Annotated in this window: 20 protein-coding genes; 7 read left to right on the top strand and 13 right to left on the bottom strand. The window is 72.5% G+C overall.

Annotated features, from left to right (window positions below; genetic code table 11):
- Positions 1-23: 23 nt before the first annotated feature.
- Entirely contained in the window at positions 24-1,637 is a 1,614-nt protein-coding gene (locus ACSHXN_RS23065; RefSeq protein ID WP_355131954.1) for a hypothetical protein, read from the bottom strand.
- 259 nt (positions 1,638-1,896) lie between these two features.
- Positions 1,897-3,282 carry a transcriptional regulator gene (locus ACSHXN_RS23060; RefSeq protein ID WP_356108487.1) on the bottom strand — a complete coding sequence of 462 codons (1,386 nt, stop codon included), beginning with the start codon at positions 3,280-3,282 and terminating at the stop codon, positions 1,897-1,899.
- A 377-nt stretch (positions 3,283-3,659) separates the two neighbouring features.
- On the opposite strand from ACSHXN_RS23060, the gene ACSHXN_RS23055 reads away from it, so the two are divergent.
- From ACSHXN_RS23055 to ACSHXN_RS23040, 4 genes are all read left to right on the top strand, one after another.
- Complete coding sequence (locus ACSHXN_RS23055) at positions 3,660-4,322, top strand: bifunctional DNA primase/polymerase (RefSeq protein WP_355131955.1); 663 nt, start codon at positions 3,660-3,662, stop codon at positions 4,320-4,322.
- Between the two features lie 120 nt (positions 4,323-4,442).
- A complete protein-coding gene (locus ACSHXN_RS23050; RefSeq protein WP_355131956.1) occupies positions 4,443-5,234 on the top strand; it encodes an ABC transporter ATP-binding protein in 792 nt (263 codons plus the stop codon).
- Complete coding sequence (locus ACSHXN_RS23045) at positions 5,231-6,823, top strand: transporter (RefSeq protein WP_356108490.1); 1,593 nt, start codon at positions 5,231-5,233, stop codon at positions 6,821-6,823. Before ACSHXN_RS23050 ends, ACSHXN_RS23045 begins: the two co-directional genes overlap by 4 nt.
- Before the next feature lie 171 nt (positions 6,824-6,994).
- Positions 6,995-8,386, top strand: coding sequence for a PAS domain-containing protein (locus ACSHXN_RS23040; protein ID WP_355131958.1), 1,392 nt, complete (start codon positions 6,995-6,997; stop codon positions 8,384-8,386).
- 97 nt (positions 8,387-8,483) lie between these two features.
- Here ACSHXN_RS23040 and ACSHXN_RS23035 read toward each other — a convergent pair whose 3' ends face one another.
- Positions 8,484-9,272: an SIS domain-containing protein gene (locus ACSHXN_RS23035; RefSeq protein ID WP_355131959.1), complete on the bottom strand. Its 789-nt coding sequence runs from the start codon at positions 9,270-9,272 to the stop codon at positions 8,484-8,486.
- 282 nt (positions 9,273-9,554) lie between these two features.
- On the opposite strand from ACSHXN_RS23035, the gene ACSHXN_RS23030 reads away from it, so the two are divergent.
- Positions 9,555-10,247, top strand: a complete 693-nt coding sequence (locus tag ACSHXN_RS23030) for a metal-dependent transcriptional regulator (protein WP_059127077.1) — start codon at positions 9,555-9,557, stop codon at positions 10,245-10,247.
- Positions 10,248-10,956: 709 nt separating this feature from the next.
- Positions 10,957-11,817, top strand: coding sequence for an alpha/beta fold hydrolase (locus tag ACSHXN_RS23025; protein ID WP_220293666.1), 861 nt, complete (start codon positions 10,957-10,959; stop codon positions 11,815-11,817).
- A 365-nt stretch (positions 11,818-12,182) separates the two neighbouring features.
- On the opposite strand, the gene pdxH is transcribed toward ACSHXN_RS23025, so the two are convergent.
- Positions 12,183-12,821: a pyridoxamine 5'-phosphate oxidase gene (pdxH, locus tag ACSHXN_RS23020; protein ID WP_355132082.1), complete on the bottom strand. Its 639-nt coding sequence runs from the start codon at positions 12,819-12,821 to the stop codon at positions 12,183-12,185.
- 461 nt (positions 12,822-13,282) lie between these two features.
- On the opposite strand from pdxH, the gene ACSHXN_RS23015 reads away from it, so the two are divergent.
- Positions 13,283-14,383, top strand: coding sequence for a citrate synthase 2 (locus ACSHXN_RS23015; RefSeq protein ID WP_355797574.1), 1,101 nt, complete (start codon positions 13,283-13,285; stop codon positions 14,381-14,383).
- Between the two features lie 83 nt (positions 14,384-14,466).
- Here ACSHXN_RS23015 and ACSHXN_RS23010 read toward each other — a convergent pair whose 3' ends face one another.
- The 9 genes from ACSHXN_RS23010 to ACSHXN_RS22970 form a co-directional block, all read right to left on the bottom strand.
- Positions 14,467-15,483: an isopenicillin N synthase family dioxygenase gene (locus ACSHXN_RS23010; protein ID WP_356108496.1), complete on the bottom strand. Its 1,017-nt coding sequence runs from the start codon at positions 15,481-15,483 to the stop codon at positions 14,467-14,469.
- A gap of 241 nt (positions 15,484-15,724) precedes the next feature.
- On the bottom strand, positions 15,725-16,324 hold the full coding sequence (locus ACSHXN_RS23005; protein ID WP_355131963.1) for a TetR/AcrR family transcriptional regulator: 600 nt from the start codon (positions 16,322-16,324) through the stop codon (positions 15,725-15,727).
- On the bottom strand, positions 16,312-17,049 hold the full coding sequence (locus tag ACSHXN_RS23000; RefSeq protein ID WP_355131964.1) for an enoyl-CoA hydratase family protein: 738 nt from the start codon (positions 17,047-17,049) through the stop codon (positions 16,312-16,314). The genes ACSHXN_RS23005 and ACSHXN_RS23000 overlap by 13 nt, the downstream gene beginning before the upstream one ends.
- Positions 17,046-18,611: a 4-coumarate--CoA ligase family protein gene (locus tag ACSHXN_RS22995; RefSeq protein WP_355131965.1), complete on the bottom strand. Its 1,566-nt coding sequence runs from the start codon at positions 18,609-18,611 to the stop codon at positions 17,046-17,048. The genes ACSHXN_RS23000 and ACSHXN_RS22995 overlap by 4 nt, the downstream gene beginning before the upstream one ends.
- A gap of 46 nt (positions 18,612-18,657) precedes the next feature.
- Positions 18,658-19,818, bottom strand: coding sequence for an acyl-CoA dehydrogenase family protein (locus ACSHXN_RS22990; RefSeq protein WP_355131966.1), 1,161 nt, complete (start codon positions 19,816-19,818; stop codon positions 18,658-18,660).
- 55 nt (positions 19,819-19,873) lie between these two features.
- Complete coding sequence (locus ACSHXN_RS22985; RefSeq protein ID WP_355131967.1) at positions 19,874-21,715, bottom strand: acetyl/propionyl/methylcrotonyl-CoA carboxylase subunit alpha; 1,842 nt, start codon at positions 21,713-21,715, stop codon at positions 19,874-19,876.
- A gap of 5 nt (positions 21,716-21,720) precedes the next feature.
- Positions 21,721-23,319, bottom strand: a complete 1,599-nt coding sequence (locus ACSHXN_RS22980) for an acyl-CoA carboxylase subunit beta (protein ID WP_356108504.1) — start codon at positions 23,317-23,319, stop codon at positions 21,721-21,723.
- 37 nt (positions 23,320-23,356) lie between these two features.
- Positions 23,357-25,093 (bottom strand): acyclic terpene utilization AtuA family protein, encoded by a 1,737-nt coding sequence (locus tag ACSHXN_RS22975; protein WP_356108507.1) that lies wholly within the window; start codon positions 25,091-25,093, stop codon positions 23,357-23,359.
- Positions 25,090-25,887, bottom strand: coding sequence for a TIGR03084 family metal-binding protein (locus ACSHXN_RS22970; RefSeq protein WP_356108510.1), 798 nt, complete (start codon positions 25,885-25,887; stop codon positions 25,090-25,092). Before ACSHXN_RS22970 ends, ACSHXN_RS22975 begins: the two co-directional genes overlap by 4 nt.
- Between the last annotated feature and the right edge of the window lie 79 nt (positions 25,888-25,966).

The following is a 25,966-nucleotide window of genomic DNA, read 5'->3' as shown; positions in this document are numbered from 1 at the left end:
ACCGGCGGCGCACACCGCCGCTCTCACAGCTGCGTCGGCTGGCGCTGAGTCAGGCCGTATTTCTGGGCGATGGTGTTCCACAGCCGCGCGGCCTTCGCCTTCTGGGCGCTGGCCGTACCGCTGTCGCGGTTGCCCGCCTCGGTCTGGCCGGTGGAGCGGGCATGGCCCTTCCTGCACGCCTTCTTGTTGCCCGCGACCTGGTCCGCCCAGGCGGCGTAGTGGGTGTCGGCGGACGCGGACGCCTTCCACGCCGCGGTGAGCGAGTTGGTCAGCTCGCCGTGCTGCGGCAGCTTGTCGACCTCGAGCTTGGACAGCTGCGTGACCAGGCCGTTTCGCTGCTGGGCGGCGTTGCGCAGATCGGTGGCCGCCTGCCCGAGGTTCTGGCAGACCTTGACCTCCGCGACCGCCTTGATCACCGCGCCCCGGCTGTTGCCGCTGTCGGCGAGGAGCTTGTCGAGGGCGGCCGCCTGCTGCTTGGCGGCGTCGTCGGAACCCGCGGGCGAGGAGTCCGCGGCCGGGCCGGTCGCAGAGACGTTCTTGCTGTTGCCGCCCTGGTCGTCGGTGCCCCCGCCTCCGCCGAGCAGGGCGCCCGCGCCGATACCGAGGACGACGATGCCCACGCCGACGGCCGCTATGAGCGGCATCCGCGAGCGGCCGCGGCCGCCGCCGTCGTCGCGTCGTCCGGCCGCCCGGCCCATCGGGGCGCCGGGTGTGTCCGCCGCGTCGAACCTCGGCAGATGCTGGGTGGGCTCGGCGCCGCCCGCGGCGTGCCGGAACAGATTGTCGAACTCCGCCGGCGTCCGCCGGTCGTCCTGGGGCTCCGGCATTCCGTAGGGCGCGGGGCCCGGCTGTCCGGGGACGGGCGGAAGGTACTGCGTGGCCTGGGCGTCGGAGCCGGTCTGCGGCAGCGGCGCGGAGCCGTGGGTGCGGCCGAGGAAGCGCGTCGCGGCGTCGCCGGACACCTCGGGCGGCAGCGCTCCCGCGGTCACCGGCGGGATGTACTGGGTCGCCCCGTCGTCGGCACCGGCCGCGACGGGCGGGATGTACTGGGTCGCGCCCTCGTCCGGTCCGAGGGCCACGGGCGGGATGTACTGGGTGGCGCCTTCGTCCGCGGGCGGCAGGGGCTGTGCGCCCTGCCGGTGATCGTAGGCACCGTGCGGCAGGTGTCCGTCCGGGCCGTACGACGGCAACTGCGCGCCCTCGGGCGGCAGCGGCTGCCCCGACCCGGCGTGCGGCTGCGGGGACGCCGGAGCACCGCCCCAGCCCTGCTGCGGATCCGGGGTCTCCCAGGACGACTGCGCGCCGTGCGCACCCCACTCCGGTGCGGGCGCCGCCCCGGACCGCTCGGCCGGGCCCCACTGCTGCCCCGCGTCGCCGCCCCAGCCCTGGCCGGCCGAGGGCGCCTGGGGAGACTGCTCCGGTCCCCACGGGCTGCCCCACGCCTGACCGCCCGCCGGGGCGCCATGGCTCTCCGGGCCGCCCGCAGCCGCCGCATGGCGACCGGCTGCGGGAACGGCGGAGCCGTTCATTCCGCCCGCCTGGCCCGGCAGCAGGGGTTCGCCGCCGTCGGAGGGCAGCACGATGCCTTCGCGCGCGGGCCGCGCCGAGGGCTCCTCGCCCTGTCCACTCTGCGTCACCGGGACTCCTACGAATGGGGGACTTTCGGAATCGTCGGCTCACGCTACCGGGTCCCCCGAGCCGCATGCCACGCAGCACTGGGCCCGACCTCGCGCCCGTGTGACAGCGGTAACACAACCGCCACGCCGGGCGCTGTTTAAGTCCTCTTCCACACCTTCGCCCGTCGGCCACCTTTCGTTCGCCGGACTTTCACACCCGTGCGGCCGCCCCGTAAGGCACTCCGCAGGGCGTGCGAACGCCCCGAACGGAGCGCGACGGCTATGCGGCCGTCGCCAGATCCATCCGCGCCCCGAACTCCCGCACCACCGCCTCGTCCCGGAACGGCTCCAGCCGCTGCTGCAGGTCCTCCAGGTACTCGGCGCCGCGGTTGGACCGCAGGCCGCCGAGGATCTCCACGGCCTTCAGGCCCGTGTGGCAGGCCTGTTCCACCTCGCGCTGCTGGACCTGGGCAGACGCGAGCAGCACATAGCCGATGGCCCGGCGCCGCGCCCGGGACTCGGGGTGCCCGGCCAAGGACTCCTCCGCGCACCGCACCGCCGCCTCGGCCTGTCCGAGGTCCCGGTGGCAGTGCGCCAGCTCGTCCGCCAGATACGCCTGGTCGAAGTGGGCGATCCACGCCGGGTCGTCCCCGGTCGCCGTGTCCGCCGCCTCCAGCGCCGTGACCGCGCGGCCCGACGCGAGCTGGGCGGCCCGCGCATCGCCCAGCAGCGCGTGTCCGCGTGCCTCGGCGGCGAGGAACATCGCCTCCGCGCGCGGTGTCGCCCGCCCGCGCGCCCCCTCCTGGGCCGCGCGGGCCAACTGCGCGATCTCGCGCGGATTCCCGAGCTGCGCCGCGAGATGGCTCATGGAGGCGGCGAGCACATAGCCGCCGTAGCCTCGGTCGCCCGCCGCCTGGGCGAGCCGCAGCGCCTGGATGTAGTAGCGCTGGGCGAGTCCCGGCTGCCCGGTGTCGACGGCCATGTACCCGGCGAGTTCCGTCAACCGCGCGACGGCCGCGAAGAGTTCGCGCCCCACGGCGTCCCGGTACGAGCCGGCCAGCAGCCCCGAGACGACGCTGTTGAGGTAGTGCACGACGACTGGACGCACATGACCGCTGCCGTACTGGTGGTCCAGATCGACCAGCGCCTGGGTCATCGCACGCACCGCGGCCACGTCCGAGGACCCCACCCGCGGTCCGGCCGAGCGCGCGACCTGCGCGTCCGGTCCGGAGATCAGCCAGTCGCGGCTCGGTTCGACGAGAGCCGAGGCGGCGACCGAGGAGCCGGAGAGGAAGTCGCGCCGCCCGACGTCGCTGCGCCACAGCTCGCAGACCTGCTCGATGGCGCCCAGCACCGTCGGCGAGAACTGCAGGCCCACGCCGGAGGCGAGGTTCTTGCCGTTGGCCATGCCGATCTCGTCGATCGTGACCGTGCGGCCCAGCTTGCGGCCGAGCGCCTCGGCGATGATCGCCGGCGCCCGGCCCCTCGGCTGCTGCCCGCGCAACCAGCGCGCCACCGAGGTCTTGTCGTAGCGAAGATCAAGACCGTGTTCCGCGCCGCACATGTTGACCCGGCGGGCGAGCCCCGCGTTCGAGCAGCCCGCTTCCTGGATGAGCGCCTGCAGCCGTTCGTTCGGCTGCCGCGCGACGAGAGGCCTGGCGGCCATGGGTACCCCCTGCTTCACGGCTCGGATGCCTGCCCGTGCACCGAGTCGACGACTCTTCGACGGCCGGGCTCGACGGGAACTCCTTTCCCGGGCACCGAAAGGATCCGGCCTTGAAGATCGATGCCCAGCAGACATGCCTCTGATGCGAGACATGCGCGGATTGCCGGGGTAAAGGCCGAAGCCGTCCCCTCACGTGGTTACCCGGACCTCGCTGCCGTTCCTCTTGCGCGCCCCCGCCCGTGCATCCGTGCGCCCCGCTCCCGAAGACGGTGCTCCTCCCGGCGCATGCGGAATTAATAGGACATTCCCAAAAGGCGCGTCCCGAGCGGCTGACGGCGCCGGACCGGGAGGCGTAACCCCCGGTCACGACCAGAGTTGTGTTCAACGTGGAAGAGACGATCGCAGGCCCTGAAGCTGCCCCCATCCCGCAGCAGCGAGGCGGTTCGCTGCTGGAAGCCGCCGTACGTTACGTCCAGGAGCGCCATTGGGACGTGTTCCCGGGCACCTGGCTGGAGGCCGTCGACGGGATGCCTCGCTGCTCCTGCGGTCGGGCCGCATGTCGCATGCCCGGCGCCCATCCGGTGCGCCAGGACTGGGCGACGCAGGCGACCGGCAGCGCGACCGTCGTGCGCCGCCTGTGGGCCGCACAGCCGAAGGCGTCGATCCTGCTGCCCACCGGGCGCACCTTCGACGCGATCGACGTCCCGGAGACCGCCGGATTCCTCGCACTCGCACGCATGGAGCGGATGGAACTGACGCTCGGGCCCGTGGCCCTGACACCGGACCGCCGCATGTGGTTCTTCGTGCTTCCCGGCGCGGCGGCGAAGGTTCCGGACCTGGTGCGGAACCGGGGCTGGTCACTGGACCTGCTGGACCTGTCCGCCCTCGGCGAGGGGTCGTACGTCGCCGCGCCGCCCACGCGGTACGCCGCCCGCGGCGCCGTGCAGTGGGTCTGCCGGCCGACGGACGCCAACCGCTGGCTGCCGGACGCGGAGGAGCTGATCTCGCCGTTGGCGTACGCCTGCGGGCGGGACCGATAGCCGAGCGCCACCGTCGAACTCGCCCGGCCCGCCCGTGGAACCGGACCCCCGGTGCACGCCTTTCGCTCCGGTGGCCTCACTCCCCTCTGCCCTCTTGCCCTCGCCCCTTAGGGTGCTCCTATGACCGAGGGAGCAGCGACAGGCACGTCCGCCGTACGGGTGCGGGGGCTCTGGAAGCGGTTCGGGGAGCAGATCGCCGTCGCCGGCATCGATCTGGAGCTGCCCGCCGGGCGGTTCATCGGGCTGGTCGGCCCGAACGGGGCCGGGAAGACCACCACCCTGTCCATGGTCACCGGGCTGCTGAGGCCCGACCAGGGCACCGTCGAGGTGGTCGGGCACGACGTCTGGCGCGACCCGGTCGAGGTGAAGGCCCGCATCGGTGTCCTGCCCGAGGGGCTGCGGCTCTTCGAACGGCTCTCCGGACGCGAACTCCTCGCCTACACCGGGCGGTTGCGCGGGCTGCCCGGCGCCGAGGTCGACAAGCGGGCCACCCAGCTCCTCGACGTCCTCGACCTGGCAGGGGCCCAGCACAAGCTCGTCGTCGACTACTCGACCGGCATGCGCAAGAAGATCGGACTCGCCGCGGCGCTGCTCCACAACCCCGAGGTCCTCTTCCTCGACGAACCGTTCGAGGGCGTCGACCCGGTCTCCGCGCAGACCATCCGCGGAGTCCTGGAGCGCTACACCGGATCCGGCGCCACCGTCGTCTTCTCCTCCCACGTCATGGAGTTGGTGGAGTCGCTGTGCGACTGGGTGGCGGTCATGGCGGCGGGGCGCATCCGCGCGCACGGCCCCCTCGCCGAGGTGCGCGGCAGCGCCCCCACGCTCCAGCAGGCGTTCCTCGAGCTGGTCGGCGCGCACGGCCGCGCCGCCGCGACCGACCTGGACTGGCTCGGCGGTGGCACCCGATGAGCGCCGTGGGTCTCACCCCGGTCGTCGTACGGCTCAAACTGTCCCTGCTGCGCAACGGCCTGCGCCAGTCCGCCGGGCGCCGGGCCGCCTACGTCACCTCCGTCGTCGTCGTGCTGTTGATCGCCGCGCTGCAACTGCTCGGTCTGATCGCCCTGCGCGGCAACGCGCACGCCGCCACCGTCGCGGTCCTGCTCGTCGAGGTGCTGGCGCTCGGCTGGGCGGTGATGCCGCTGTTCTTCCCCAGCGGCGACGAGACGCTGGACCCCACCCGCCTGGTGATGCTGCCGCTGCGCCCGCAGCCCCTCGTACGGGCGCTGCTCGCGGCCTCCCTGGTCGGCATCGGCCCCCTCTTCACGCTCTGTCTGTTCACCGGTGCGGTGGTCTCCGTGGCCCACGGGGCGGCCGCGTACGGCGTCGGCGTGCTCGCGGTCGTCCTGGCGCTGCTGGTCTGCGTGGCGCTCGCCCGTGCCGTCGCCGCCGCCAACATCCGGCTGCTGACCAGCCGCAAGGGCCGCGACCTGGCCGTCCTGAGCGGGCTCGTCATCGCGGTCGGCGCGCAGCTCGTCAACTTCGGTGCCCAGCGGCTGGGTTCGGCCGGGCTGTCCCCGCTGGACCCGGTGGAGAACGTCCTGCGGTGGGTGCCTCCCGCCTCCTCGATCGGCGCCGTGGACTCCGTGAGCCGCGGTGCCTACGGCCTCGCGGTCGCCCAACTCGCCCTGAGCGCGGCGGCGCTCGCGGGGCTGCTCGCCCTGTGGTCGCGCAGCCTGACGACGCTGATGACCTCACCGGACGAGTCGACGCTCCAGGCCGCCGCTCCGAGCACCCGGGAGCGCACCTCGACGGGCCTGTCCCGGCTGCTGCCCGCGGGCCGTACCGGCACGGTGATGGAGCGCAGCCTCCGCTACATCTGGCGTGACCCGAAGACCAAGGCGGCGTGGGTGACCTCGCTCGCGATCGGGCTGATCGTCCCGGTCTTCAACGCCCTGCAGGGCACCGGGTCGATCTATTTCGCCTGCTTCGCGGCGGGGATGCTCGGCATCCAGATGTACAACCAGTTCGGTCAGGACACGTCCGCGTTCTGGATGGTCGCCATGACGATCTCCTCCCGCCGGGACGCCTACGCCGAACTGCGCGGCCGGGCGCTGGCGCTGCTGCTGATCACGCTCCCGTACGCCACGCTCGTCACCGTCGTGACGACCGCGCTGCTCGGCGCCTGGCCGAAGCTGCCCGAGGTGCTCGGGCTGTCCTTCGCGCTCCTCGGCGCGATGCTCGCCACCGGCGCCTGGTCCTCGGCCCGCTTCCCCTACTCCATCCCGCAGGAGGGCTACAAGAACGTGGTCCCCGGGCAGGCGGGCCTCGCCTGGATCTCCGTCTTCGGCGGCATGATCGCCGCCGCCCTGCTGACCGCACCCGTGATCGCCGCCGCGATCTGGCTGAACGTCTCCTCGGACGGCGACGGGTGGACCTGGCTGCTGCTCCCTGGGGGTGTCCTCTACGGGGCGCTGATCACCCTGCTCGGCCTGCGCCTCGCCGCACCGCGCACGGCAGGGCGGCTGCCGGAGATCCTGACGGCGGTCAGCAAGGGTTGAACCCGCTCGCCCGGGGCAGGTGTGCCGGGAGAGACGGAAATCCGGGGAGCAACGATTTCGTCGAATCTTTCCGGAAGCCGATGTGGGCTGCGTCACGTTCGAGTTGAATGATGTCCAGTGAGTGGACGAGCGCGGCGTACGTGCGGACGCAGCAGCCTGCAGGGGGTTCAGGTGAGTGCTTCCCGGCGTAGTGGGACCACGGACGAGCTGGGGCCCGGTGAGCCCGAGCGCGATGGTTCGGATCTTCTCGCCGCACTTCTGGACGGCATGGACGCGGCCCTGTGCGCCTTCGACGCCGACGGGGTCGTGACCCACTGGAACCGGGAGGCCGAGCGGATCCTCGGGTGGACCGCGGCGGAAGCGGTGGGACGGCAGGGGTTCGCCGGATGGGCCGTGCGGACCGCCGACGCCGAGGAGGTCCAGGGGCGGCTGATGTCCGCCATGGAATCGCCCGGCCGGCAGGTGCACGAGTTCGCGCTCCTCACCAAGGAGGGCGGGCGGGTGCTCGTGCGGACGCAGTCCGCGGCGGTGCGCGGGCCCGACGGAAAGCCCGCCGGGGTCTACTGCGCCTTCAGCGAGGTCCATGCGCAGATCGACCTGGAGCGCTCCATCGCACTGAGCGAGGCCCTGTTCGAGGACGCGAGCTGGGGCGTGGTCCTGGTGGACGCGGATCTGCGGCCCGCCGTGGTCAACGCGTACGCGGCCCGGGCACTCGGCATCGGCCGGAGCGCCGTGCTCGGACGGCCGCTCGGGGACCTGCTCCCGCAGGGCGTGGAGGAGCTGGAGAGCGCGCTGACCCACGTGCTGGCCGAGGGGGCACCGCCCGCTCCCGCCGAGATGTGGGTGAGCGTGCGGACCGGCGAGGGCGAGAAGCGGCGGTGCTGGCGCAGCGGGTTCCTGCGGTTGTCCTCACCGCTCGCGGAGGAGCCGGTTCCACTGGGCGTGGGATGGCTGTTCCAGGACATCACCGAGGCCAAGCAGGCCGAGCAGGAGGCGGCCCTGCTGCGCTTCCGCGCCAACCAGCTGCACCGCGCCGCCCGGGCGGCGGCCGAGTGCGAGGATCCCGCCGAGGCGGCCACCCTCCATCTGGACTTCGCGCTCGCCGGATTCGCCGACCACGCGCTGATCGACCGGGTGGCGGACGGCTCGGCGGCGGACGGAGAAGGGCGTGTCCGGCTGGTGCGGGCCGCCGAGACACCCTCCGGAGCACCCGGTCCGAGCACGCTCTCCGGGCAGGCCGGGCTCCCCGCGCGGTATGCGGAGGGGCATCCGGCCCTGCAGTGCGTGGCGCGCTCCGGTTCCGTACGGGCGGGCGCGGGCGACGTCGGCCCCGAGGAGGCACGTGCGTGGGCGCAGGCCCGGCAGTGGCCGCCGGACGCGGTGCACGCACTGTGCACGGTGCTGCGCAGCCGGGGCCGCACACTGGGCGTGGTGACGTTCCTGCGGGGCGCGGGGCGCAGCCGGTTCGAACGGCCCGACGCGGTGTACGGGGAGGACGTCGCGGTGCGGATCGCCGCCGCGCTCGACCTGGCCGACGCGTCGGGCGCCGCCGAGGAGGCGTAGGCGCGACCCGCCGGCCCCGGGGTCTGTCGCTCGGATCGAGTCAGCCGGGAGTGACCGCGCCTTTCGGCCGACGCCGGCAAGATCCAAGCGGCAGACCCTAGCCCTGCCGGTAGAAGATGCGGTCGCCGTACTCCCGCATGACCCGGGCGTTCCAGTCGTGGCCCCCGTCGACGTTCCCGGACCGCAGCAGGGGCGGTTCGACGCCGCGGTCCGCGAGGACGCCGGCTGCCGTCGCCATCACCGCCTGGAGCAGGGCCGTGGTCACGACCGTCGAGGCGGGGGCGAAGGGGGCCGGGATGGCGTCGAGGGTGAGCGTCGCGTCGCCCACCGCGATCCTCGAGTCGAGGACGATGTCGCAGTGGTCCTTGAGGTAGGTGCCGGAGACGTGCCGCGAGCTGGTCTCCGAGGCGTACGCCACCGAGGTGACCCCGATGACCTTGACCCCCCGTGCACGGGCGTTCGTCGCCATCTCCACCGGGAGGGCGTTGCGGCCGGACAGGGAGATGATCACCAGGAGGTCGCCGGACCGGAGCGGGCTGGAGTCGAGGACCGCGCCGGCCAGACCGTCCACCCGTTCCAGCGCGGAGCCCAGCGTCGCCGGCATGACGTCGACGCCGACGACCCCCGGCACCGCGAGCAGGTTCATCAGGGCGAGGCCGCCCGCCCGGTAGACCAGGTCCTGGGCGGCCAGCGAGGAGTGCCCGGCACCGAACGCGAACAGCCGGCCGCCCGCCGCGACCACGTCCGCGACCAGGGTGCCCGCCGCGGCGATCTCCTCCGCGTCCTCGTCCCGCACCCGTCGCAGCATGCCGATCGCCGCGTCGAAGAACCGCCCGGCCAGTTCGTTCCCGCCCTGCGGCTCCCCGCCGCTCGGCTGCTCGCTCATCGGCGACGCCCCTTCGAAGTCTCGGTGTCCCGTTCCCGACCGGCCGGCGACCGCACGGCGCAACGACGACGCACCGGCGCCCCGGGGCGGCCCGTGTCGCGGATCACGTTGCGGTCCGGACCAGAGGGATGTCAATACGGACGCGGCCCGGCGGGCCGCTCGGCGGCCCGGGTTTCGCCGGCTCTCCACGGTTGTCAGCGCGATGCGTCAGAATTGAGTCCAGGGCCAGCGCACGCGCCGGTGAGCCGTCGAGCCTCCGGCAGATTTCATCGAGGGGCACGTATGTCCGGACTGATCGACACCACGGAGATGTATCTCCGCACCATCCTCGAGCTGGAGGAGGAAGGCGTGGTCCCCATGCGCGCCCGCATCGCCGAGCGGCTCGACCAGAGCGGCCCGACGGTCAGCCAGACCGTGGCGCGCATGGAACGCGACGGGCTGGTGTCGGTCGCGGCCGACCGCCACCTGGAGCTCACGGACGAGGGCCGCCGCCTGGCCACCCGTGTGATGCGCAAGCACCGGCTCGCCGAGTGCCTGCTGGTCGACGTGATCGGCCTGGAGTGGGAGCAGGTGCACGCCGAGGCGTGCCGCTGGGAGCACGTGATGAGCGAGGCGGTCGAGCGCCGCGTCGTCGAGCTGCTGCGCCACCCCACCGAGTCGCCGTACGGCAACCCGATCCCGGGCCTTGAGGAGCTGGGCGAGAAGGACGGGGCGGACCCGTTCCTGGACGCGAGCATGGTGTCGCTGGCCGAGCTGGACCCGGGCACCGACGGCAAGACCGTCGTCGTCCGGCGTATCGGCGAGCCCATCCAGACCGACGCCCAGCTGATGTACACGCTGCGGCGGGCCGGCGTGCAGCCCGGCTCGGTGGTCAGCGTGACGGAGTCCGCGGGCGGGGTGCTGGTCGGCAGCGGCGGCGAGGCGGCCGAGCTGGAGTCGGAGGTCGCGTCCCACGTGTTCGTGGCCAAGCGCTAGGCGGAGTCCCGGAGGCGTCCGGCCGGTCTTTCGGGTCGTGCGGTCTCGACGCGCCCGGGCCTTCACCGCAGCCGCGCAATGCGGGTGACTCCAGGGGCCGTTGTGATGACTTCGCGATCCTGCCGAATCCAAGATCCAGTGCGCGGAATCGCAGCGTTCGGGCCGTGCGCATGCAAGGCTGTCGCATGAGGCATATGACCGGAGAGCTCGTGGCCACGGGATGACAGTGATATCACCTGGTCAGGGAGGGGGCGGATGGATGTGCCGCAGACAAGGGAAGAGCCCCGGCACCTTGTGGCGCCGGGGCCTGTCCTCCCCTGTTCCGACCCGGAGCCCCGAGCTCTCAGGGTCGTCCCCCTCGGACCGTTTTTCCCCGAGCGGTCCGCCTCCCGCTGAAGATCTCCCCGCGGAATCGACGGCCAACCCTCGAGGAAGGTCACTCGAAGGAGGGGTGTTGCCTCCAGAAGCACCATTTTCGAATAGTCATTCGATAGCGTGGCGGCCATGGCCCCACCCGATCGTGCGCCACGACGACCGGCGCATCCCGTGACTCGGCGAGCGACGGCACCACACACGGCCGGCACCGGCAGCCGGCGACGGCGGTGACCGTCACCAGCAGAAGCAGCAGGACAACAGCGGCAGTACGACGAGCGCGCGGACCGGCCGGCGGAAGCAGGCGGTCCGGACGGAGCAGGGGGGTGCCACGAGCATGGTGCGGCGCATCGACGTGACCGGAGCGGGCGGCCTACGCCTCGCGGCCTGGGAGTTCGCCGACCCGCCCAAGACTGGGGAGAACGAGCGGGCACCGGGCGTGCTGTTACTCCACGGGCTGATGGGACGCGCCTCGCATTGGGCGCCCACAGCCCGCTGGCTCTCCGAGCGGCACCGCGCCGTCGCGCTCGACCAGCGCGGTCACGGCCAGAGCGACAAACCGCCCGAAGGGGCGTACACCCGCGAGGCCTACATCGACGACGCCGAAGCCGCCCTGGAACAGCTCGGCCTCGCCCCGGCCGTCCTCATCGGCCACGCCATGGGCGCCCTGACCGCCTGGCAGCTCGCCGCCAAACGCCCCGACCTGGTGCGCGGCCTGATCATCTGCGATATGCGTGCCTCCGCGCTCGGCGCCGCCTCGCAGCGCGAGTGGGAGAGCTGGTTCAAGTCCTGGCCGCTGCCCTTCGCCACACTCGCCGACGTACGGAAGTGGTTCGGCGAGGACGACCCCTGGGTGGAGCGCCCGAATCCGGCCCGCGGCGAGTTCTACGCCGAGGTGATGGCCGAGTCCGAGGACGGCTGGCGGCCCGTCTTCGAACCGGAGCAGATGCTGAAGTCCCGCCAGACCTGGGTGTACGACGCGCACTGGGAGGAGCTGGCGCAGGTGCAGTGCCCGGCCCTGGTCGTCCGTGGCCTCGACGGCGAGCTCGGCCGTGCCGAGTCACAGGAGATGGTGCGCGTCCTGCCGCACGGCCGCTATGCGGAGGTCGCGGAAGCCGGACACCTCGTCCACTACGACCAGCCGGAGGCATGGCGCGCAGCGGTCGAACCGTTCCTGGAGGGCGTGCTCACCCCCTGAGCAGCGGAAACGGCGCGCATCTGAAGGTCGTCGGCCGACTTCGGAAAAAAACGGTTGATCCAGGCGCGATGGGTTCTTAGGGTGGCTGGTACTTCGGAAAGGAGGTGGTTCGGCAGATGTATGAATACCGGACGGAAGAGGTGACTGCGGGCTAGTGGCCCGCCGTCGTACTCGGTTCGGCGCCGGACCCGCGCGTGCGATAAGCGCGCAGCCGGCCTAATCCAACGCAGTCACCCGACCCGCGAGCTCGCCGGTACGTCCGGCCGGCTCCCCCGCCGTCAGGCAGGGGGACCCGAGCTCGCGGGTCGTCTGCGTTCACGGGCGGCCGCTCCCCTGACGTGCCGCCCGGCGGCGGCCCGGTGACCTCACGGACTCAGCCGCTCCACCCGCCAGGTGCCGTCCGGTTGGGCGACATAGCGGAGGCGGTCGTGGAGGCGGTTCTCCCGGCCCTGCCAGAACTCGACCGTCCGGGGCGTGACGCGAAAACCGCCCCAGTTCGGCGGAACGGGAACCTCGGAGCCCTCGGGATAGCGGGCGCTCAGACGCTCGTACGCGGTGTCGAGCTCCGTACGCGAGGCGATCACCGAGGACTGCGCGCTGGCCCAGGCACCGAGCCGGGAGCCGTGCGGGCGGGTGCGGAAGTAGGCGGTCGTCTCCTCGCGGCCGGTGCGGTGGGCGGTGCCGGTGACGATCACCTGGCGGGCCATCGGATGCCATGGGAAGAGCAGCGAGATGTGCGGGTTGACCGCCAGGTCCCGGGCCTTGCGGGACTCGTAGTTGGTGTAGAAGACGAAGCCCCGCGCGTCATAGCCCTTCATCAGCACCGTGCGGGAACTGAGCAGGCCGTCCGCGTCCGCCGTGGCGACCACCATCGCGTTCGGCTCGTAGATCATCCCGGCCACCGCGGCCTGTGCCGCCTGCTTGAACCAGCGGGCGAACTGCTCCATCGGCGCGGCGGCGAGCGACGACGCGTCGAGCCCTTCGGCACGGTAGTGCGCCCGCATCTCGGCGGGGTCGTGCGCCAGGTCCTCGGCGGGGCCCTGGGCCGCCGCACGTTCGACGATGGGTTCGAGCTCCGGCTCCGCGGCGGAGGCGGCGGGCGGTTCGGCTGATGCGGGTTCGTCCGGGTAGCGGTCGGTCACCCGGTCATCTTGCCCCATGCCCTTGGCACTTCGAAGGGGTGCGGTTCATCACTGCGTGGCACTGAGTGCCGCCACCTCTCCCCAAAGGTGGCACTCGGGGATATCGTGCAGATGCCGTTCGGGTTGGGTGACCGCCGACCGATCGGGGCATCACCGGATTGACCGTTTCGGACCGCGAGTCCTTGGTCAGCGACCGCGGAACCGGAACGGCGCACCTCCCCCTGACAGCCGACGTCCACCACCTCAGTCCCAGCGGCTCGTGGACGCGGCCGACGGGAACCCCACAGACCACATCCGCCGCACACATCACGAGGAGCCGCCTGATGTCCGACTTCGTACCCGGGCTCGAGGGAGTCGTCGCGTTCGAGACGGAGATCGCCGAACCGGACAAGGAGGGCGGTGCCCTGCGGTACCGGGGCGTCGACATCGAGGAACTGGTGGGCCACGTCTCCTTCGGCAACGTCTGGGGGCTGCTGGTCGACGGCGCCTTCAATCCCGGCCTGCCGCCCGCCGAGCCCTTCCCCATCCCCGTGCACTCCGGTGACATCCGTGTGGACGTGCAGTCGGCGCTCGCCATGCTCGCTCCGGTGTGGGGTCTGAAGCCGCTCCTGGACATCGACGCCGAGCAGGCCCGCAAGGACCTGGCCCGCGCCGCCGTCATGGCCCTGTCGTACGTCGCCCAGTCGGCGCGCGGTCAGGGGCTGCCGATGGTGCCGCAGAGCGAGATCGACAAGGCGCACTCCGTCGTGGAGCGGTTCATGATCCGCTGGCGGGGCGAGCCGGACCCGAAGCATGTGGCGGCCGTCGACGCCTACTGGACGTCCGCCGCCGAGCACGGCATGAACGCCTCCACCTTCACGGCCCGGGTCATCGCGTCCACGGGCGCCGACGTCGCCGCCGCGCTGTCCGGCGCGGTGGGCGCCATGTCCGGTCCGCTGCACGGCGGTGCGCCCTCGCGGGTGCTCGGCATGATCGAGGAGATCGAGCGCACCGGTGACGCCGAGGCCTATGTGAAGCGCGCCCTCGACCAGGGCGAGCGGCTGATGGGCTTCGGACACCGGGTGTACCGCGCCGAGGACCCGCGTGCCCGTGTGCTGCGTCGTACGGCCCGTGAGCTCGGGGCTCCGCGCTTCGAGATCGCGGAGGCGCTGGAGAAGGCGGCCCTGGAGGAGTTGCACAACCGCCGTCCCGACCGTGTCCTCGCCACGAACGTGGAGTTCTGGGCGGCGATCATGCTGGACTTCGCCGAGGTCCCGGCGCACATGTTCACGTCGATGTTCACCTGTGCCCGTACGGCGGGCTGGTCGGCGCACATCCTGGAGCAGAAGCGCACGGGCCGGCTGGTACGGCCGTCCGCGCGCTATGTCGGTCCCGGCCCGCGCGGCCCCCAGGAGATCGAGGGCTACGCGGACATCGCACGCTAGCGCCCCGGGCGGGGGCACCCCGTTCGCCGACCCGCACGCGCCACGGCTCCGCGTCCCCGGAAGGGGCGCGGAGCCGTGGCGCGTCACACGGGGCTCAGCAGATCCGCGTGATGCCGGGCCGCTGCCGCCGGGTGCGCCCGCACCTTGCCCTTCAGCTCGTTGAAGCCGTACTCCGCGAACAGCGGGTTGGCCGGGTCGTCGGTGACGCCGGGCGCGGTGGCGGCGTGCGGGAAGGGCAGCGGCTCCACGCGGGCGTCCAGACGAGGGTTGAAGAAGAACGGCACGGAGAACCGCTCGGCGGCGCCGGGCGGGCTGACGACCCGGTGGTTGGTCGCGATCAGATAGCCGTCGGTCGCCACCTCCAGCAGCTCACCGAGGTTGACCACGAACGCTCCCTCCAGTGGCGGAACGTCGTGGAAGAGTCCGTCCGCGCGCTGCACCTGGAGTCCGCCGATCCGGTCCTGGAGCAGCAGGGTCAGGAATCCGTAGTCCTTGTGGGCGCCGACCCCCTGGTCGGCGCCGTCGCCGGCGCTCCCGGGATAGCGCACGAGCTTGAGGTGCGGGTGCGCACGGTCGCCGAAGACCGGGTCGTAGAAGCCGGCGGGCGCGCCGATCGCGGTGAGGAGCTCGTGCAGCAGCCGCCGGGCGACCGCGCCGAGCCGGTCGATCCAGGCGAGCACGGCGGTCCGCAGTTCGGGCAGGGCGCCCGGCCACTGGTTGGGGCCCTGCAGCCACCAGTAGGCGGGCTCGCCCGGGCCGGGTGCGCGGGCGGGTCGTTCGGCGCCTATGTCGAGCTGGTCGCGCCAGTCGCGGGTGCCGCCGGTGCGTTCGTCACCGATGCGGGTGTAGCCGCGGAAGTGCGGCGAGTTCACGTTGTCGAGGGCGAGGCGGTCGGCCGCCGGGAGCGCGAAGAAGGCGTGCACGGCGTCGAGCAGGGCATCGGTCTCGGCCCGGGTGACACCGTGCCCGACGAGCTGGAAGAAGCCGACGTCATGGGCGGCGCTGTGCAGCTGGGCGTGCAGCAGCGCCCGCGCCTGGGGGCCGCGGTCGGCGGCGGAGAGATCGATGATCGGGAGCTGGTCGTACGACGGGTTCGTCATGGGGTGCGTCCGCAGGGTCTACGGGGGCTGGAGCGTCCGCGGGGGATGGGGCGGAGCCCTGGGTGCCACCGGGGGAGGAAGAGGGGGCTGGGTCAGGCGGAAGGCCGACAGCCCATGCTCGTGACGCGCACGTAGTCCACGTGGCGGCGTCGGACGAGCATCGGAGGCATGTGGGCAAGGGTACTGCGGGGTGCGCGGAACGGACGGGCCGCGCACAACGGCCGCGGAGGGTGGGCCGCTCTCAGCCCAGCGCCTCCTCCAGCAGCACGGCCCACTGGGCCACCACCCGGTCCCGGCGGGCCCCGTCGTCGGTGAGCAGGTTGGCCAGACCGAGGCCGCGGGCCATGTCGAGCAGCCCCTGGACGGTTTCACGGACGCCGGGACGTGATTCGTCGGCGCCGAGCAGGTCCACGGCGATGCGGTGGGTCTCGCGGCCGACCCGGGCCTCCAGCTCCGTCACGCGCGGCCGCAGCTGGTCCTCGTCACAGGCGGCGACCCACAGATGCAGAGCGGCACGGAACAGCGGCCCGGTGTACAGGTCGACGAGGGCGGCGACCACCGCACGGCGGTCGGCCGCCCCCTGCGGGAACAGGTCCCGTATCGCCGTGGAGCGCTCCTCGGCGACGTACTCGACGGCGGCCGTGAACAGGTCCTCACGGGTGGGGAAGTGGTGTTGTGCAGCGCCCCGGGAGACGCCGGCGCGTTCGGCGACGACCAGGACCGTGGAGCCCGCCCAGCCGTGTTCGGCGAGACAGGCCACGGCGGCCTCCAGGAGCCGCTGCCGGGTGGCCCGGCTGCGGTCCTGTTTGGGAACGCGTTCGACCGCGTTCACACCACCCATGCGGGGTCCCGTCGCTCGAGGAAGGCCGTCATCCCCTCGCGGGCCTGCGGCGAGGAGAACAGCCGGGCCGAGAGCGCGGTCAGTTCGGCCGCGTCCCGGTCGAAGGTCTCCCGCACACTAGCCGTGAGCAGTCGTTTTGTCTCGGCCAGCCCCTGGGGCGAAGCCCTGCGCAGCCCGTCGAGCATCGGCGCGAGCACCGCATCGACGTCGTCGCCCGCCGCGGTGAGCAGCCCGGTGCGCACGGCCTCGGCGGCATCGAAGCGTTCGCCGGTGAGGTAGTAGCGGGCGAGGGCGCGGGGGTCCGTGCGCGGCAGCAGGGGCAGGGAGATGACGGCCGGGGCGACTCCGATGCGCACCTCGGTGAAGGCGAAGGTGGCCTGTGCGGAGGCGGCCGCGATGTCGCAGGCGCCCAGCAGCCCGAGGCCGCCCGCCCGAACGTGCCCCCTCACCCGGGCGACCACGGGTTTGCGCAGTTCGACGATCTGGCGCAGCAGTCCGACCAGGGCGTCCGGGTGCGGTGGGTCGCGCAGATCGGCGCCCGCGCAGAAGGTGTTCCCGGTGTGGGTGAGGACGACGGCCCGTATGTCGTCGTCCTTGCCGCAGCGGGTGAGCGCCGCCGCCAGGGCGCCGACGAGCGCGCCCGACAGGGCGTTGCGGTTGCCGGGCGAGTCGAGGGTGACGGTGGTGACACCGCGGTCGTCCGCGGTGTGGACGAGTTCGCTCACGAGCGCTCCCTGAGCTGCCGGCGGAGGATCTTCCCGGACGCGGCCCGCGGTACTCCGTCTACGAAGGTGACCCGCCGGACCCGTTTGTAGGGGGCGACACGTTCGGCGACGTACATCATGACCTCGCCCGCGGAGAGCTCCTCCGCGCCCGGCTGCCGTACCACGAAAGCGTGCGGGACCTCGTTGTTGTCGTCGTCGTAGACACCGATGACGGCGGCGTCCCCGATCTTCGGGTGGGTCAGCAGGAGCGCCTCCAGTTCGGCGGGCGCCACCTGGAATCCCTTGTACTTGATGAGTTCCTTGACCCGGTCCACGACGAAGAGCCAGCCGTCGCCGTCCACATGGCCGATGTCCCCGGTGTGCAGCCAGCCGTTCCGGTCGATCATCGCGTCGGTCGCTCCGGGCTGTCCCAGGTAGCCCTTCATCACCTGGGGACCGCGGACGGCGATCTCGCCGGTCTCGCCGACGCCGAGGTCCTTGCCGGGATCGTCGAGGGAGAGGATGCGCATCTCGGTGCCGGCGACGAGCTTGCCGACCGTGCCGGGGGGAGCGTCGCGGGCGTCCAGGGGTACGACATGGGTGCACGGGGACAGCTCCGTCATGCCGTAGCCCTGGCCGATGGGCGGCAGGCCGAGCCGCTCGGCGCAGGCCACCGCGAGGCTCGCGTCCAGGGGAGCCGCGGCGCTGATGATGTATTTCAGGGACGACAGGTCGTAGTGCGCGACGGTCGGGTGCTTGGCGAGGGCCAGCACGATCGGCGGCGCCACGTACAGACCGGTGATGCGGTGGTTCTGGATGGACGCCAGGAAGGTGTCCAGATCGAAGCGCGGCAGCACCACGACGGTGGCCCCCTGCCGCAGGGGTGCGTTCATCAGGGCCGTCATGCCGTAGATGTGGAAGAAGGGCAGCACGGCGAGGATGCGCTCGCCCGGCCCCGTCCCGATGAGCGGGCGGATCTGGGCGAGATTGGTGGCTATCTGACGGTGCGTGAGCATCACGCCCTTGGGCATGCCCGTGGTCCCGGACGAGTACGGGAGGACGGCGACGTCCTCCACCGGGTCCACGTCGACCTCGGGTTCGGGTGCGGCGGTCGCCAGCATGTCGATCAGGGAGCGGTGCCCGGGCGCGCTGTCGCAGACGAAGATCTCCTGCACTCCGCCCGCCTTGTCGGCGGCCGTGCGTGCCGTGTCCAGGAGGGGCGACACGGTGATGAGCCAGCGGGCGCCCGAGTCACGCAGCTGCTTGGCGAGTTCCTCGACAGTGGCGAGAGGGTGCACGGTCGTGACCGAGGCCCCCGCGCGCGTGGCGGCGTAGAAGGCGGTCGGGAAGGCGATGGTGTTGGGGCTGTGCAGGGCGAGGACATCGCCCTTGCGCACACCTGCCTCGGCGAGAGCGGCGGCCAACCGCCGGTGGAACCGGTCGAGTTGCTCGTAGGTGAGCATCGTGCCGTCCACCCCATCGATCAGGGCGGGCAGTTCACCGAACTCGGCGGCCCGGCCGAGCACCGCGTCGTGGATGGGCACCTCGACGGCCGGCACGTCCGCATACTGGCTTCGGAACACGGTTCCTCCTCGTACGACTCTGTACGACTGCGGTACGGCTGCGGGGCTAGTAGGACTTCGGCAGCCCCAGGGTCTGGTGGGAGACGTAGTTGAGAATCATCTCCCGGCTCACCGGTGCGATACGAGACACGCGCGCCGCCGTGATGAGCGAGGCCAGTCCGAACTCCCGCGTCAGCCCGTTGCCGCCGAGGGTGTGCACGGCCTGGTCGACGGCCTTCACACAGGCCTCCCCCGCCGCGTACTTGGCCATGTTCGCGGCCTCGCCCGCGCCGACGTCGTCACCGCAGTCGTACAGGAATGCCGCCTTCTGCATCATCAGACGGGCGAGTTCCAGGTCGATGTGCGCCTGGGCGAGGGGATGCGCGATCGCCTGGTGGGCGCCGATGGGCTGCTTCCAGACGGTGCGGTCCCGGGCGTACTCGACGGCACGGGAAAGCGCGTAGCGGCCCATGCCGATCGCGAAGGCGGCGGTCATCACACGCTCGGGGTTGAGCCCGGCGAACAGCTGGAGCAGTCCCGCGTCCTCGTCGCCGACGAGCGCGTCGGCGGGCAGCCGCACGTCGTCCAGGGTCAGCTCGAACTGCTTCTCGGCGCCGGAGAGTTCCATGTCGATCCGGCGCCGCCCGAAGCCCGGCGTGTCCCGCGGGACGACGAACAGACAGGGCTTGAGCCGTCCGGTCCGGGCGTCCTGGGTGCGGCCGACGATCAGGGTCTCGTCGGCGATGTCGACGCCGGAGATGAACACCTTGCGGCCGGTGAGGACCCAGTCGGCGCCGTCACGGCGTGCGGTGGTGGTGATGCGGTGCGAGTTGGAGCCGGCGTCGGGTTCCGTGATGCCGAAGGCCATGGTGCGGGTGCCGTCCGCCAGGCCCGGCAGCCAGCGGCGCTTCTGCGCCTCCGTGCCGAAGCGGGAGATGACGGTGCCGCAGATCGCCGGCGAGACGACGAGCATGAGCAGGGGGCAGCCCGCTGCGCCCAGCTCCTCAAGCACGATGGCGAGTTCGGCTATGCCTTCGCCCCCGCCGCCGTAGGCCTCCGGGAGGTTGACGCCGAGATAGCCCAGTTCGGCCGCCTCGGACCAGAGTTCGGTGGGGTGGCGGTTCTCGGCGATGACGGTGGAGAGGTAGTCGCGGCCGTAGCGCTTGCCGAGGGCGGCCACGGCCGAGCGCAGGGCTCGCTGTTCGTCGGTCTCGATGACGGGACTCATGCTGGTCTCCCGAGTGCGGAGTTGACGTGGTTGCTCGCGCGGTTCCCCGGCCCCCTCACGGGGCGGACTCCACCACGGCCAGCAATGTCCCGACCTCGACCTGCCGGCCGGGACTGGCGTGGAGAGCGCTCAGCGTGCCGGTGACCGGCGCCGTGATCCTGTGCTCCATCTTCATCGCCTCCAGCCAGAGCAGCGGCTGGCCGGCCTCGACGGCGGCTCCGACGCTCACGCCCTCGGCCACCCGCACGACCGTCCCCGGCATCGGCGCGAGCAGGGACCCGGGGGCGTGGTCGGTGGTGGGTGCCCGGAAGCGGGGCAGGGCAGTGAGGGCGGTCGGGCCGACGTACACCTGATCGCCGTACCGGGACACCCGGAACCTCCGGTGCACCCCGTCCACTTCGAGGACGACGAGACCGGAGTCGGCGTGCACCACGCGCACCCCGTCCGCCGACAGGCCCTCCCGTGTGTGCCGGTAGTGGACCTCGTGCTCCTCGCCCGCCACCAGATACCGCTTGGTCTGCGGCTGCGACGGCAGATTGCGCCAGCCGCCGAACCGCGAGCGGCCCTGCGCGTCCGCCAGCGCGGCGGCCAGGGCGGCGTACGGGTCGGGCGCGGGCCCGGTCAGTTCGGGCAGGTGCCGTTCGTAGAAGCCCGTGTCCATCCGGGCCGTGGTGAACTCCCCGTGCCGCAGGGAGCGGACGAGCAGGTCCCTGTTGGTCACCGGGCCGTGGACGTCCGCACGCTCCAGGGCGCTTGCCAGCTTGCGGATCGCCTCCGCCCGCGTGGGGGCGTGCGCGACGGCCTTGGCGAGCATCGGGTCGTAGTGGACGCCGATGGTGTCTCCGTCCGCGTACCCGGTGTCCAGCCGCACGTCCGGGACCGCGAGGCGGTGCAGCGTGCCGGTCTGCGGGGCCCACTGATGTGCCGGGTCCTCCGCGTAGAGACGGGCCTCGATCGCGTGTCCGTGTGCCTGCGGCGGTTCTGCGTCCAGGGCCGCTCCCTCGGCCACCCGGATCTGCAGCGCCACGAGGTCGATCCCGAACACGGCCTCGGTGACCGGGTGTTCCACCTGGAGCCGGGTGTTCATCTCGAGGAAGTGCGCCCGGTCGCCCTCGACCAGGAACTCCACCGTCCCCGCCCCCACGTAGTCGACCGCGCGGGCGGCCCGTACGGCCGTCGCGCACAAGTGGTCGGCGAGTTCCGGCGTCAGACCCGGCGCCGGGGCCTCCTCGATCACCTTCTGGTGTCGTCGCTGGAGGGAGCAGTCGCGGGTGCCGAGCGCCCACACCGTTCCGTGCGTGTCGGCGAGGACCTGCACCTCGACATGGCGTCCCCCCTCGACATACGGCTCGACGAAGACCTCGTCGTCCCCGAAGGCGCCCAGTGCCTCGGCGCGCGCCGCCGTCAGCGCGGCGTCCAGGGCGTTAAGGTCCCGTACGACCCGCATGCCGCGCCCGCCGCCGCCGGCCGCCGCCTTGACCAGGACGGGCAGGTCCTCGGCGGTGGGCGCGGCCAGTGGTTCCAGGCCCATCAGTTTCTTCGCCCGGGTCTTCGAGGCCATCGCCTCGATCGCCTCCGGCGGGGCGCCGATCCACACCAGGCCCGCGTCGAGCACCGCGCGCGCGAAGTCGGCGTTCTCGGAGAGGAATCCGTACCCGGGGTGGACGGCGTCGGCGCCCGCCGCGAGGGCGGCCTTCACGATCAGGTCGGCGCGCAGATACGTCTCGGCGGGTGCCGCACCGGGAAGCCGGACCGCCGCGTCGGCCACCCGGGTGTGGAGCGCGTCCGCATCGGCGTCCGAGTGCACGGCGACGGTGCGGATACCCAGCTCACGACAGGTTCGGACGATGCGGCAGGCGATTTCACCGCGGTTCGCCACCAGAACGGAAGTAATCACGGGCCTCACATCCGGAAGACGCCGAATCCGCCACGCGCGCCCTCGTAGGGCGCCGTGTGGATCGCGGACAGGCACAGGCCGAGGACGGTGCGGGTGTCGCGGGGATCGATGACCCCGTCGTCGTACAGTCGCCCGGACAGGAACATCGGCAGGGACTCGGACTCGATCTGCTGCTCCACCATCGCGCGCAGGGCGGCGTCGGCGTCCTCGTCGTAGGGCCGTCCCTTCGCCGCCGCGGACTGCCGGGCGACGATCGAGAGCACGCCGGCGAGCTGCTGCGGCCCCATGACGGCGGACTTGGCGCTGGGCCAGGCGAACAGGAAGCGCGGGTCGTACGCCCTTCCGCACATGCCGTAGTGCCCCGCCCCGTAGGAGGCGCCCATGAGCACGGACAGATGCGGCACCCGGCTGTTGGACACCGCGTTGATCATCATCGCGCCGTGCTTGATGATCCCGCCCTGCTCGTACTCCTTGCCGACCATGTAGCCGGTGGTGTTGTGCAGGAACAGCAGCGGGATGTCCCGCTGGTTGGCGAGCTGGATGAACTGGGCCGCCTTCTGGGACTCCTCGCTGAAGAGCACCCCCTGGGCGTTCGCCAGCACCCCGATCGGATAGCCGTGCAGGCTCGCCCACCCGGTGCACAGGCTCCTGCCGTACAGCGGCTTGAACTCGTCGAAGTCCGAGGCGTCGACGATCCGGGCGATCACCTCGCGCGGGTCGAAGGGCACCTTCAGGTCGCCGGGCACGATGCCGAGGAGCTCCTCCGCGTCGTACTCGGGCGGGATCGCCGTACCCGGATCGGGGTACGCCTTGCGGTGGTTGAGGCGGGCGACGACCCGGCGGGCCTGGCGCAGGGCGTCCTGCTCGTCGACCGCGAAGTAGTCGGCGAGACCCGAGACCCGTGCGTGCATCTCGGCGCCGCCGAGGGACTCGTCGTCGCTCTCCTCGCCGGTGGCCATCTTCACCAGCGGAGGGCCGCCGAGGAAGACCTTGGCGCGCTCCTTGACCATGATCACGTGGTCGGACATGCCCGGGATGTAGGCGCCGCCGGCCGTCGAGTTCCCGAAGACGACCGCGACCGTGGGTATTCCGGCCGCGGACAGCCGCGTGAGGTCGCGGAAGATGGCCCCGCCGGGGATGAAGATCTCCTTCTGGGACGGCAGGTCGGCGCCGCCCGACTCGACGAGGCTGATGCACGGCAGCCGGTTGGCGAGCGCGATGTCGTTGGCGCGCAGCGCCTTCTTCAGGCTCCACGGATTGCTGGCGCCGCCACGCACGGTCGGGTCGTTGGCGGTGATCAGGCACTCGACGCCCTCGACGACACCGATGCCGGTCACCAGCGAGGCTCCGACCGTGTAGTCGCTGCCCCAGGCGGCGAGCGGGGACAGCTCCAGGAACGGGGTGTCCGGGTCGAGCAGCAGCTCGATGCGCTCACGGGCCAGCAGCTTGCCGCGCCCGCGGTGCCGCTCGACGTACTTCTCGCCGCCGCCCGCCAGCGCCTTGGCGTGCTCGGCGTCGAGTTCGGCGAGTTTGGCGAGCATGGCGTCGCGATGGGCCCGATGGTCGGGGTCGTCGACGTCCACGGCGGTGGAAAGGACCGTCACGGGCGGGCCTCCGGGATCTCGGACGGGTGGGCGGCGGTCACAGGAGGGCCTCCGGCAGATCGAGGTGGCGGGCGCGCAGCCATTCACCGAGGCCCTTGGCCTGCGGGTCGAATCGGGCCTGCGCGGCGACGCCCTCGCCGAGGATCCCCTCGACGACGAAGTTGAGGGCGCGCAGGTTCGGCAGGACATGACGGACGACGTTCAGACCGGCCGTCTCGGGCAGGAGTTCACGGAAGAGGTCGACGGTCAGGGTGTGGGCGAGCCACCGCCAGGCGTCCTCGGTGCGCACCCACACCCCGACATTGGCGTCACCGCCCTTGTCCCCGCTGCGGGCCCCGGCGACGAGGCCGAGGGGGGCGCGCCGGGTCGGTCCCGGGACCGGCGGCTCCGGCAGGCGCGGCTCGGGCACCTCTTCCAGGACGCGGGTGTCGCCGGCCGGGGCCACGGCGATCCGCCGTCCGTCGTGGAGCACCGCCGCATGGTCCACGGTGTCCCGGGGTACGTGGGCCGACTCGAAGACTCCGTAGGGGGAGCCCTTCCCCGGCGGGGCGACCACATGGAAGCCGGGGTAACTGGCGAGGGCCAGCTCGATCGCCGCGCCGCTGAGCGCCCGGCCCACCGTCTCCTCGGCCGGGTCGCGCACGACCAGCCGGAGCAGGGCGCTCGCCGTCTCCTCGGTCGGGGCGTCGGGGCGATCGGTGCGGGCGAGGTCCCAGCGCACGTGTGCCGGGCGGCGCCCGGCCGCGTCCAGAGCCGCCTCCATCTGCGCTCTCACCAACGCGGCCTTGGCCTCGATGTCGAGCCCGGTCAGCACGAAGGCGACCTCGTTGCGGAAGCCGCCGATCCGGTTCAGGCCGACCTTCAGGGCCGGGGGCGGCGCCTCCCCCCGCACGCCCTCGATCCGCACCCGGTCGGGCCCTTCCTGGGTGAGGCGGACCGAGTCGAGGCGTGCGGTGACATCGGGGCCCGCGTACCGGGCGCCGGCCGTCTCGTACAGCAACTGCGCCGTGACCGTGCCGACGTCCACGACACCACCGGTCCCCTCGTGCTTGGTGATCACGCTGCTGCCGTCCTCGTGGAGTTCGGCCAGCGGGAAGCCGGGCCGGCGCAGTGATTCGGGCGAATGGGCGGTGAAGAAGGCGTAGTTGCCCCCGGTGGCCTGCGCCCCGCACTCCAGGACGTGTCCGGCGACCACCGCGCCCGCCAGCCGGTCGTACTCCGCCGGCCCCCAGTCGAAGTGGGCGAGGGCGGGCCCGGCGACGAGCGCGGCGTCCGTGACACGACCGGTGACCACGATGTCGGCGCCCTCGCGCAGGCACGCGGCGATGCCGTGGCCGCCGAGGTAGGCATGGGCGGCCAGGAGGCTCGCGGGGGGCGCCGCCGGCCGACCCGTGCCGGGGTCCCGGGAGAAGGAGCGGGTGAGGTTGTCGCCCTCGACATGGGCCACCCGTACCGGGATCCCCAGGCGGTCGGCCGACTCCCGCACCGCCTCGGCCAGTCCTGCCGGGTTGAGGCCGCCGGCGTTGGTGACGATCCGCACGTTCCGCTCCTGGGCGAGGCCCAGGCACTCCTCCAACTGGCCGAGGAACGTGCGTGCATAGCCTCCCGCGGGGTTCTTCAGGCGGTCGCGGCCCAGGATCAGCATCGTCAGCTCGGCGAGGTAGTCGCCGGTGACCACGTCGAGGGGGCCGCCGGTGAGCATCTCGCGCAGCGCGTCGAAGCGGTCGCCGTAGAAGCCGGAGGCGTTGCCTATGCGCAGCGGTCGGGTGGTCACCGGCCCGACCTCTTGGGTTCCCGTCCCGCACCCGGCGGGCCCGCGAACGCCTGCGCGATGTCCAGCCACCGGTCGGCGTCCGGCCCTTCGGCCCGGACCGCGAGGTCGGCCCGGTGGGCGCGCCGGGTCACCAGCAGGCAGAAGTCGAGTGCGGGGCCGGTCACCCGCTGGACGGCGTCCTGCGGCCCGTACGTCCACACGTCGCTCCCCGACGGCGCGACCAGCTCCACCCGGAACTCCTGGGTCGGTGCGCTCAACCCCCGTACCCCGAAGGCGAAGTCGCGCGCCCGCACCCCGATGCGGACCACATGGCGCAGCCGGTCGGTCGGAGCGCGCACCACGCCGAGCGTGTCGGCGACGTCCTGTCCGTGCGCCCAGGTCTCCATCAGCCGGCCGGTGGCCATGGACGCGGCCGACATGGGCGGCCCGTACCAGGGGAAGCGGGTGCCGGAGGGCGCCGTGCGCAGTGCCCGGTCGAGGGCGGCCCGGCCCTCGCGCCACTCGGACAGCAGCCGGGCGGGCGGCAACGACGCGCCCTCACGCGCGGCCTCGTCGACCCAGGTGTCGGGGGATACGAGCGCCTTCTCCACCTCCGCGCCGAACCCCTCGGGGTCGGTGACGGCCAGCAGTGCGGCCCGGTCCGTCCAGGCGAGGTGCGCGATCTGGTGGGCGAGGGTCCAGCCCGGGGCGGGCGTGGGGAGCGCCCAGCGGGACTCCTCCAACCCGTCCACGAGCCGGTCGAGTTCCTCACTCTCCCGGCCCAGATCGTCGATCACGGACGATGCGTCGGACACGATGCGCTCCCCTCGGGGCACGACGATGTGCGTGGGGAGCATGGCAGCGGGCGAAGAAACAAGCAAGCACGCTTGCATG

Source organism: Streptomyces sp. HUAS TT11, from assembly GCF_051553595.1.
Classification (GTDB): Bacteria; Actinomycetota; Actinomycetes; order Streptomycetales; family Streptomycetaceae; genus Streptomyces.
The sequence above is the reverse complement of the archived record's forward strand: the minus strand, read 5'-3'. Positions and strand labels throughout refer to the sequence as shown.

What these genes read in the sequence shown, in the direction of transcription:
- ACSHXN_RS22990 (WP_355131966.1), bottom strand. Translation starts at nt 19,818, where the DNA reads ATGAGTCCCGTCATCGAGACCGACGAACAGCGAGCCCTGCGCTCGGCC.
- ACSHXN_RS23010 (WP_356108496.1), bottom strand. Translation starts at nt 15,483, where the DNA reads ATGACGAACCCGTCGTACGACCAGCTCCCGATCATCGATCTCTCCGCC.
- ACSHXN_RS23030 (WP_059127077.1), top strand. Translation starts at nt 9,555, where the DNA reads ATGTCCGGACTGATCGACACCACGGAGATGTATCTCCGCACCATCCTC.
- ACSHXN_RS23025 (WP_220293666.1), top strand. Translation starts at nt 10,957, where the DNA reads ATGGTGCGGCGCATCGACGTGACCGGAGCGGGCGGCCTACGCCTCGCG.
- ACSHXN_RS23015 (WP_355797574.1), top strand. Translation starts at nt 13,283, where the DNA reads ATGTCCGACTTCGTACCCGGGCTCGAGGGAGTCGTCGCGTTCGAGACG.
- ACSHXN_RS23035 (WP_355131959.1), bottom strand. Translation starts at nt 9,272, where the DNA reads ATGAGCGAGCAGCCGAGCGGCGGGGAGCCGCAGGGCGGGAACGAACTG.
- ACSHXN_RS23005 (WP_355131963.1), bottom strand. Translation starts at nt 16,324, where the DNA reads ATGGGTGGTGTGAACGCGGTCGAACGCGTTCCCAAACAGGACCGCAGC.
- ACSHXN_RS23045 (WP_356108490.1), top strand. Translation starts at nt 5,231, where the DNA reads ATGAGCGCCGTGGGTCTCACCCCGGTCGTCGTACGGCTCAAACTGTCC.
- ACSHXN_RS23050 (WP_355131956.1), top strand. Translation starts at nt 4,443, where the DNA reads ATGACCGAGGGAGCAGCGACAGGCACGTCCGCCGTACGGGTGCGGGGG.
- ACSHXN_RS23060 (WP_356108487.1), bottom strand. Translation starts at nt 3,282, where the DNA reads ATGGCCGCCAGGCCTCTCGTCGCGCGGCAGCCGAACGAACGGCTGCAG.
- pdxH (WP_355132082.1), bottom strand. Translation starts at nt 12,821, where the DNA reads ATGCGGGCGCACTACCGTGCCGAAGGGCTCGACGCGTCGTCGCTCGCC.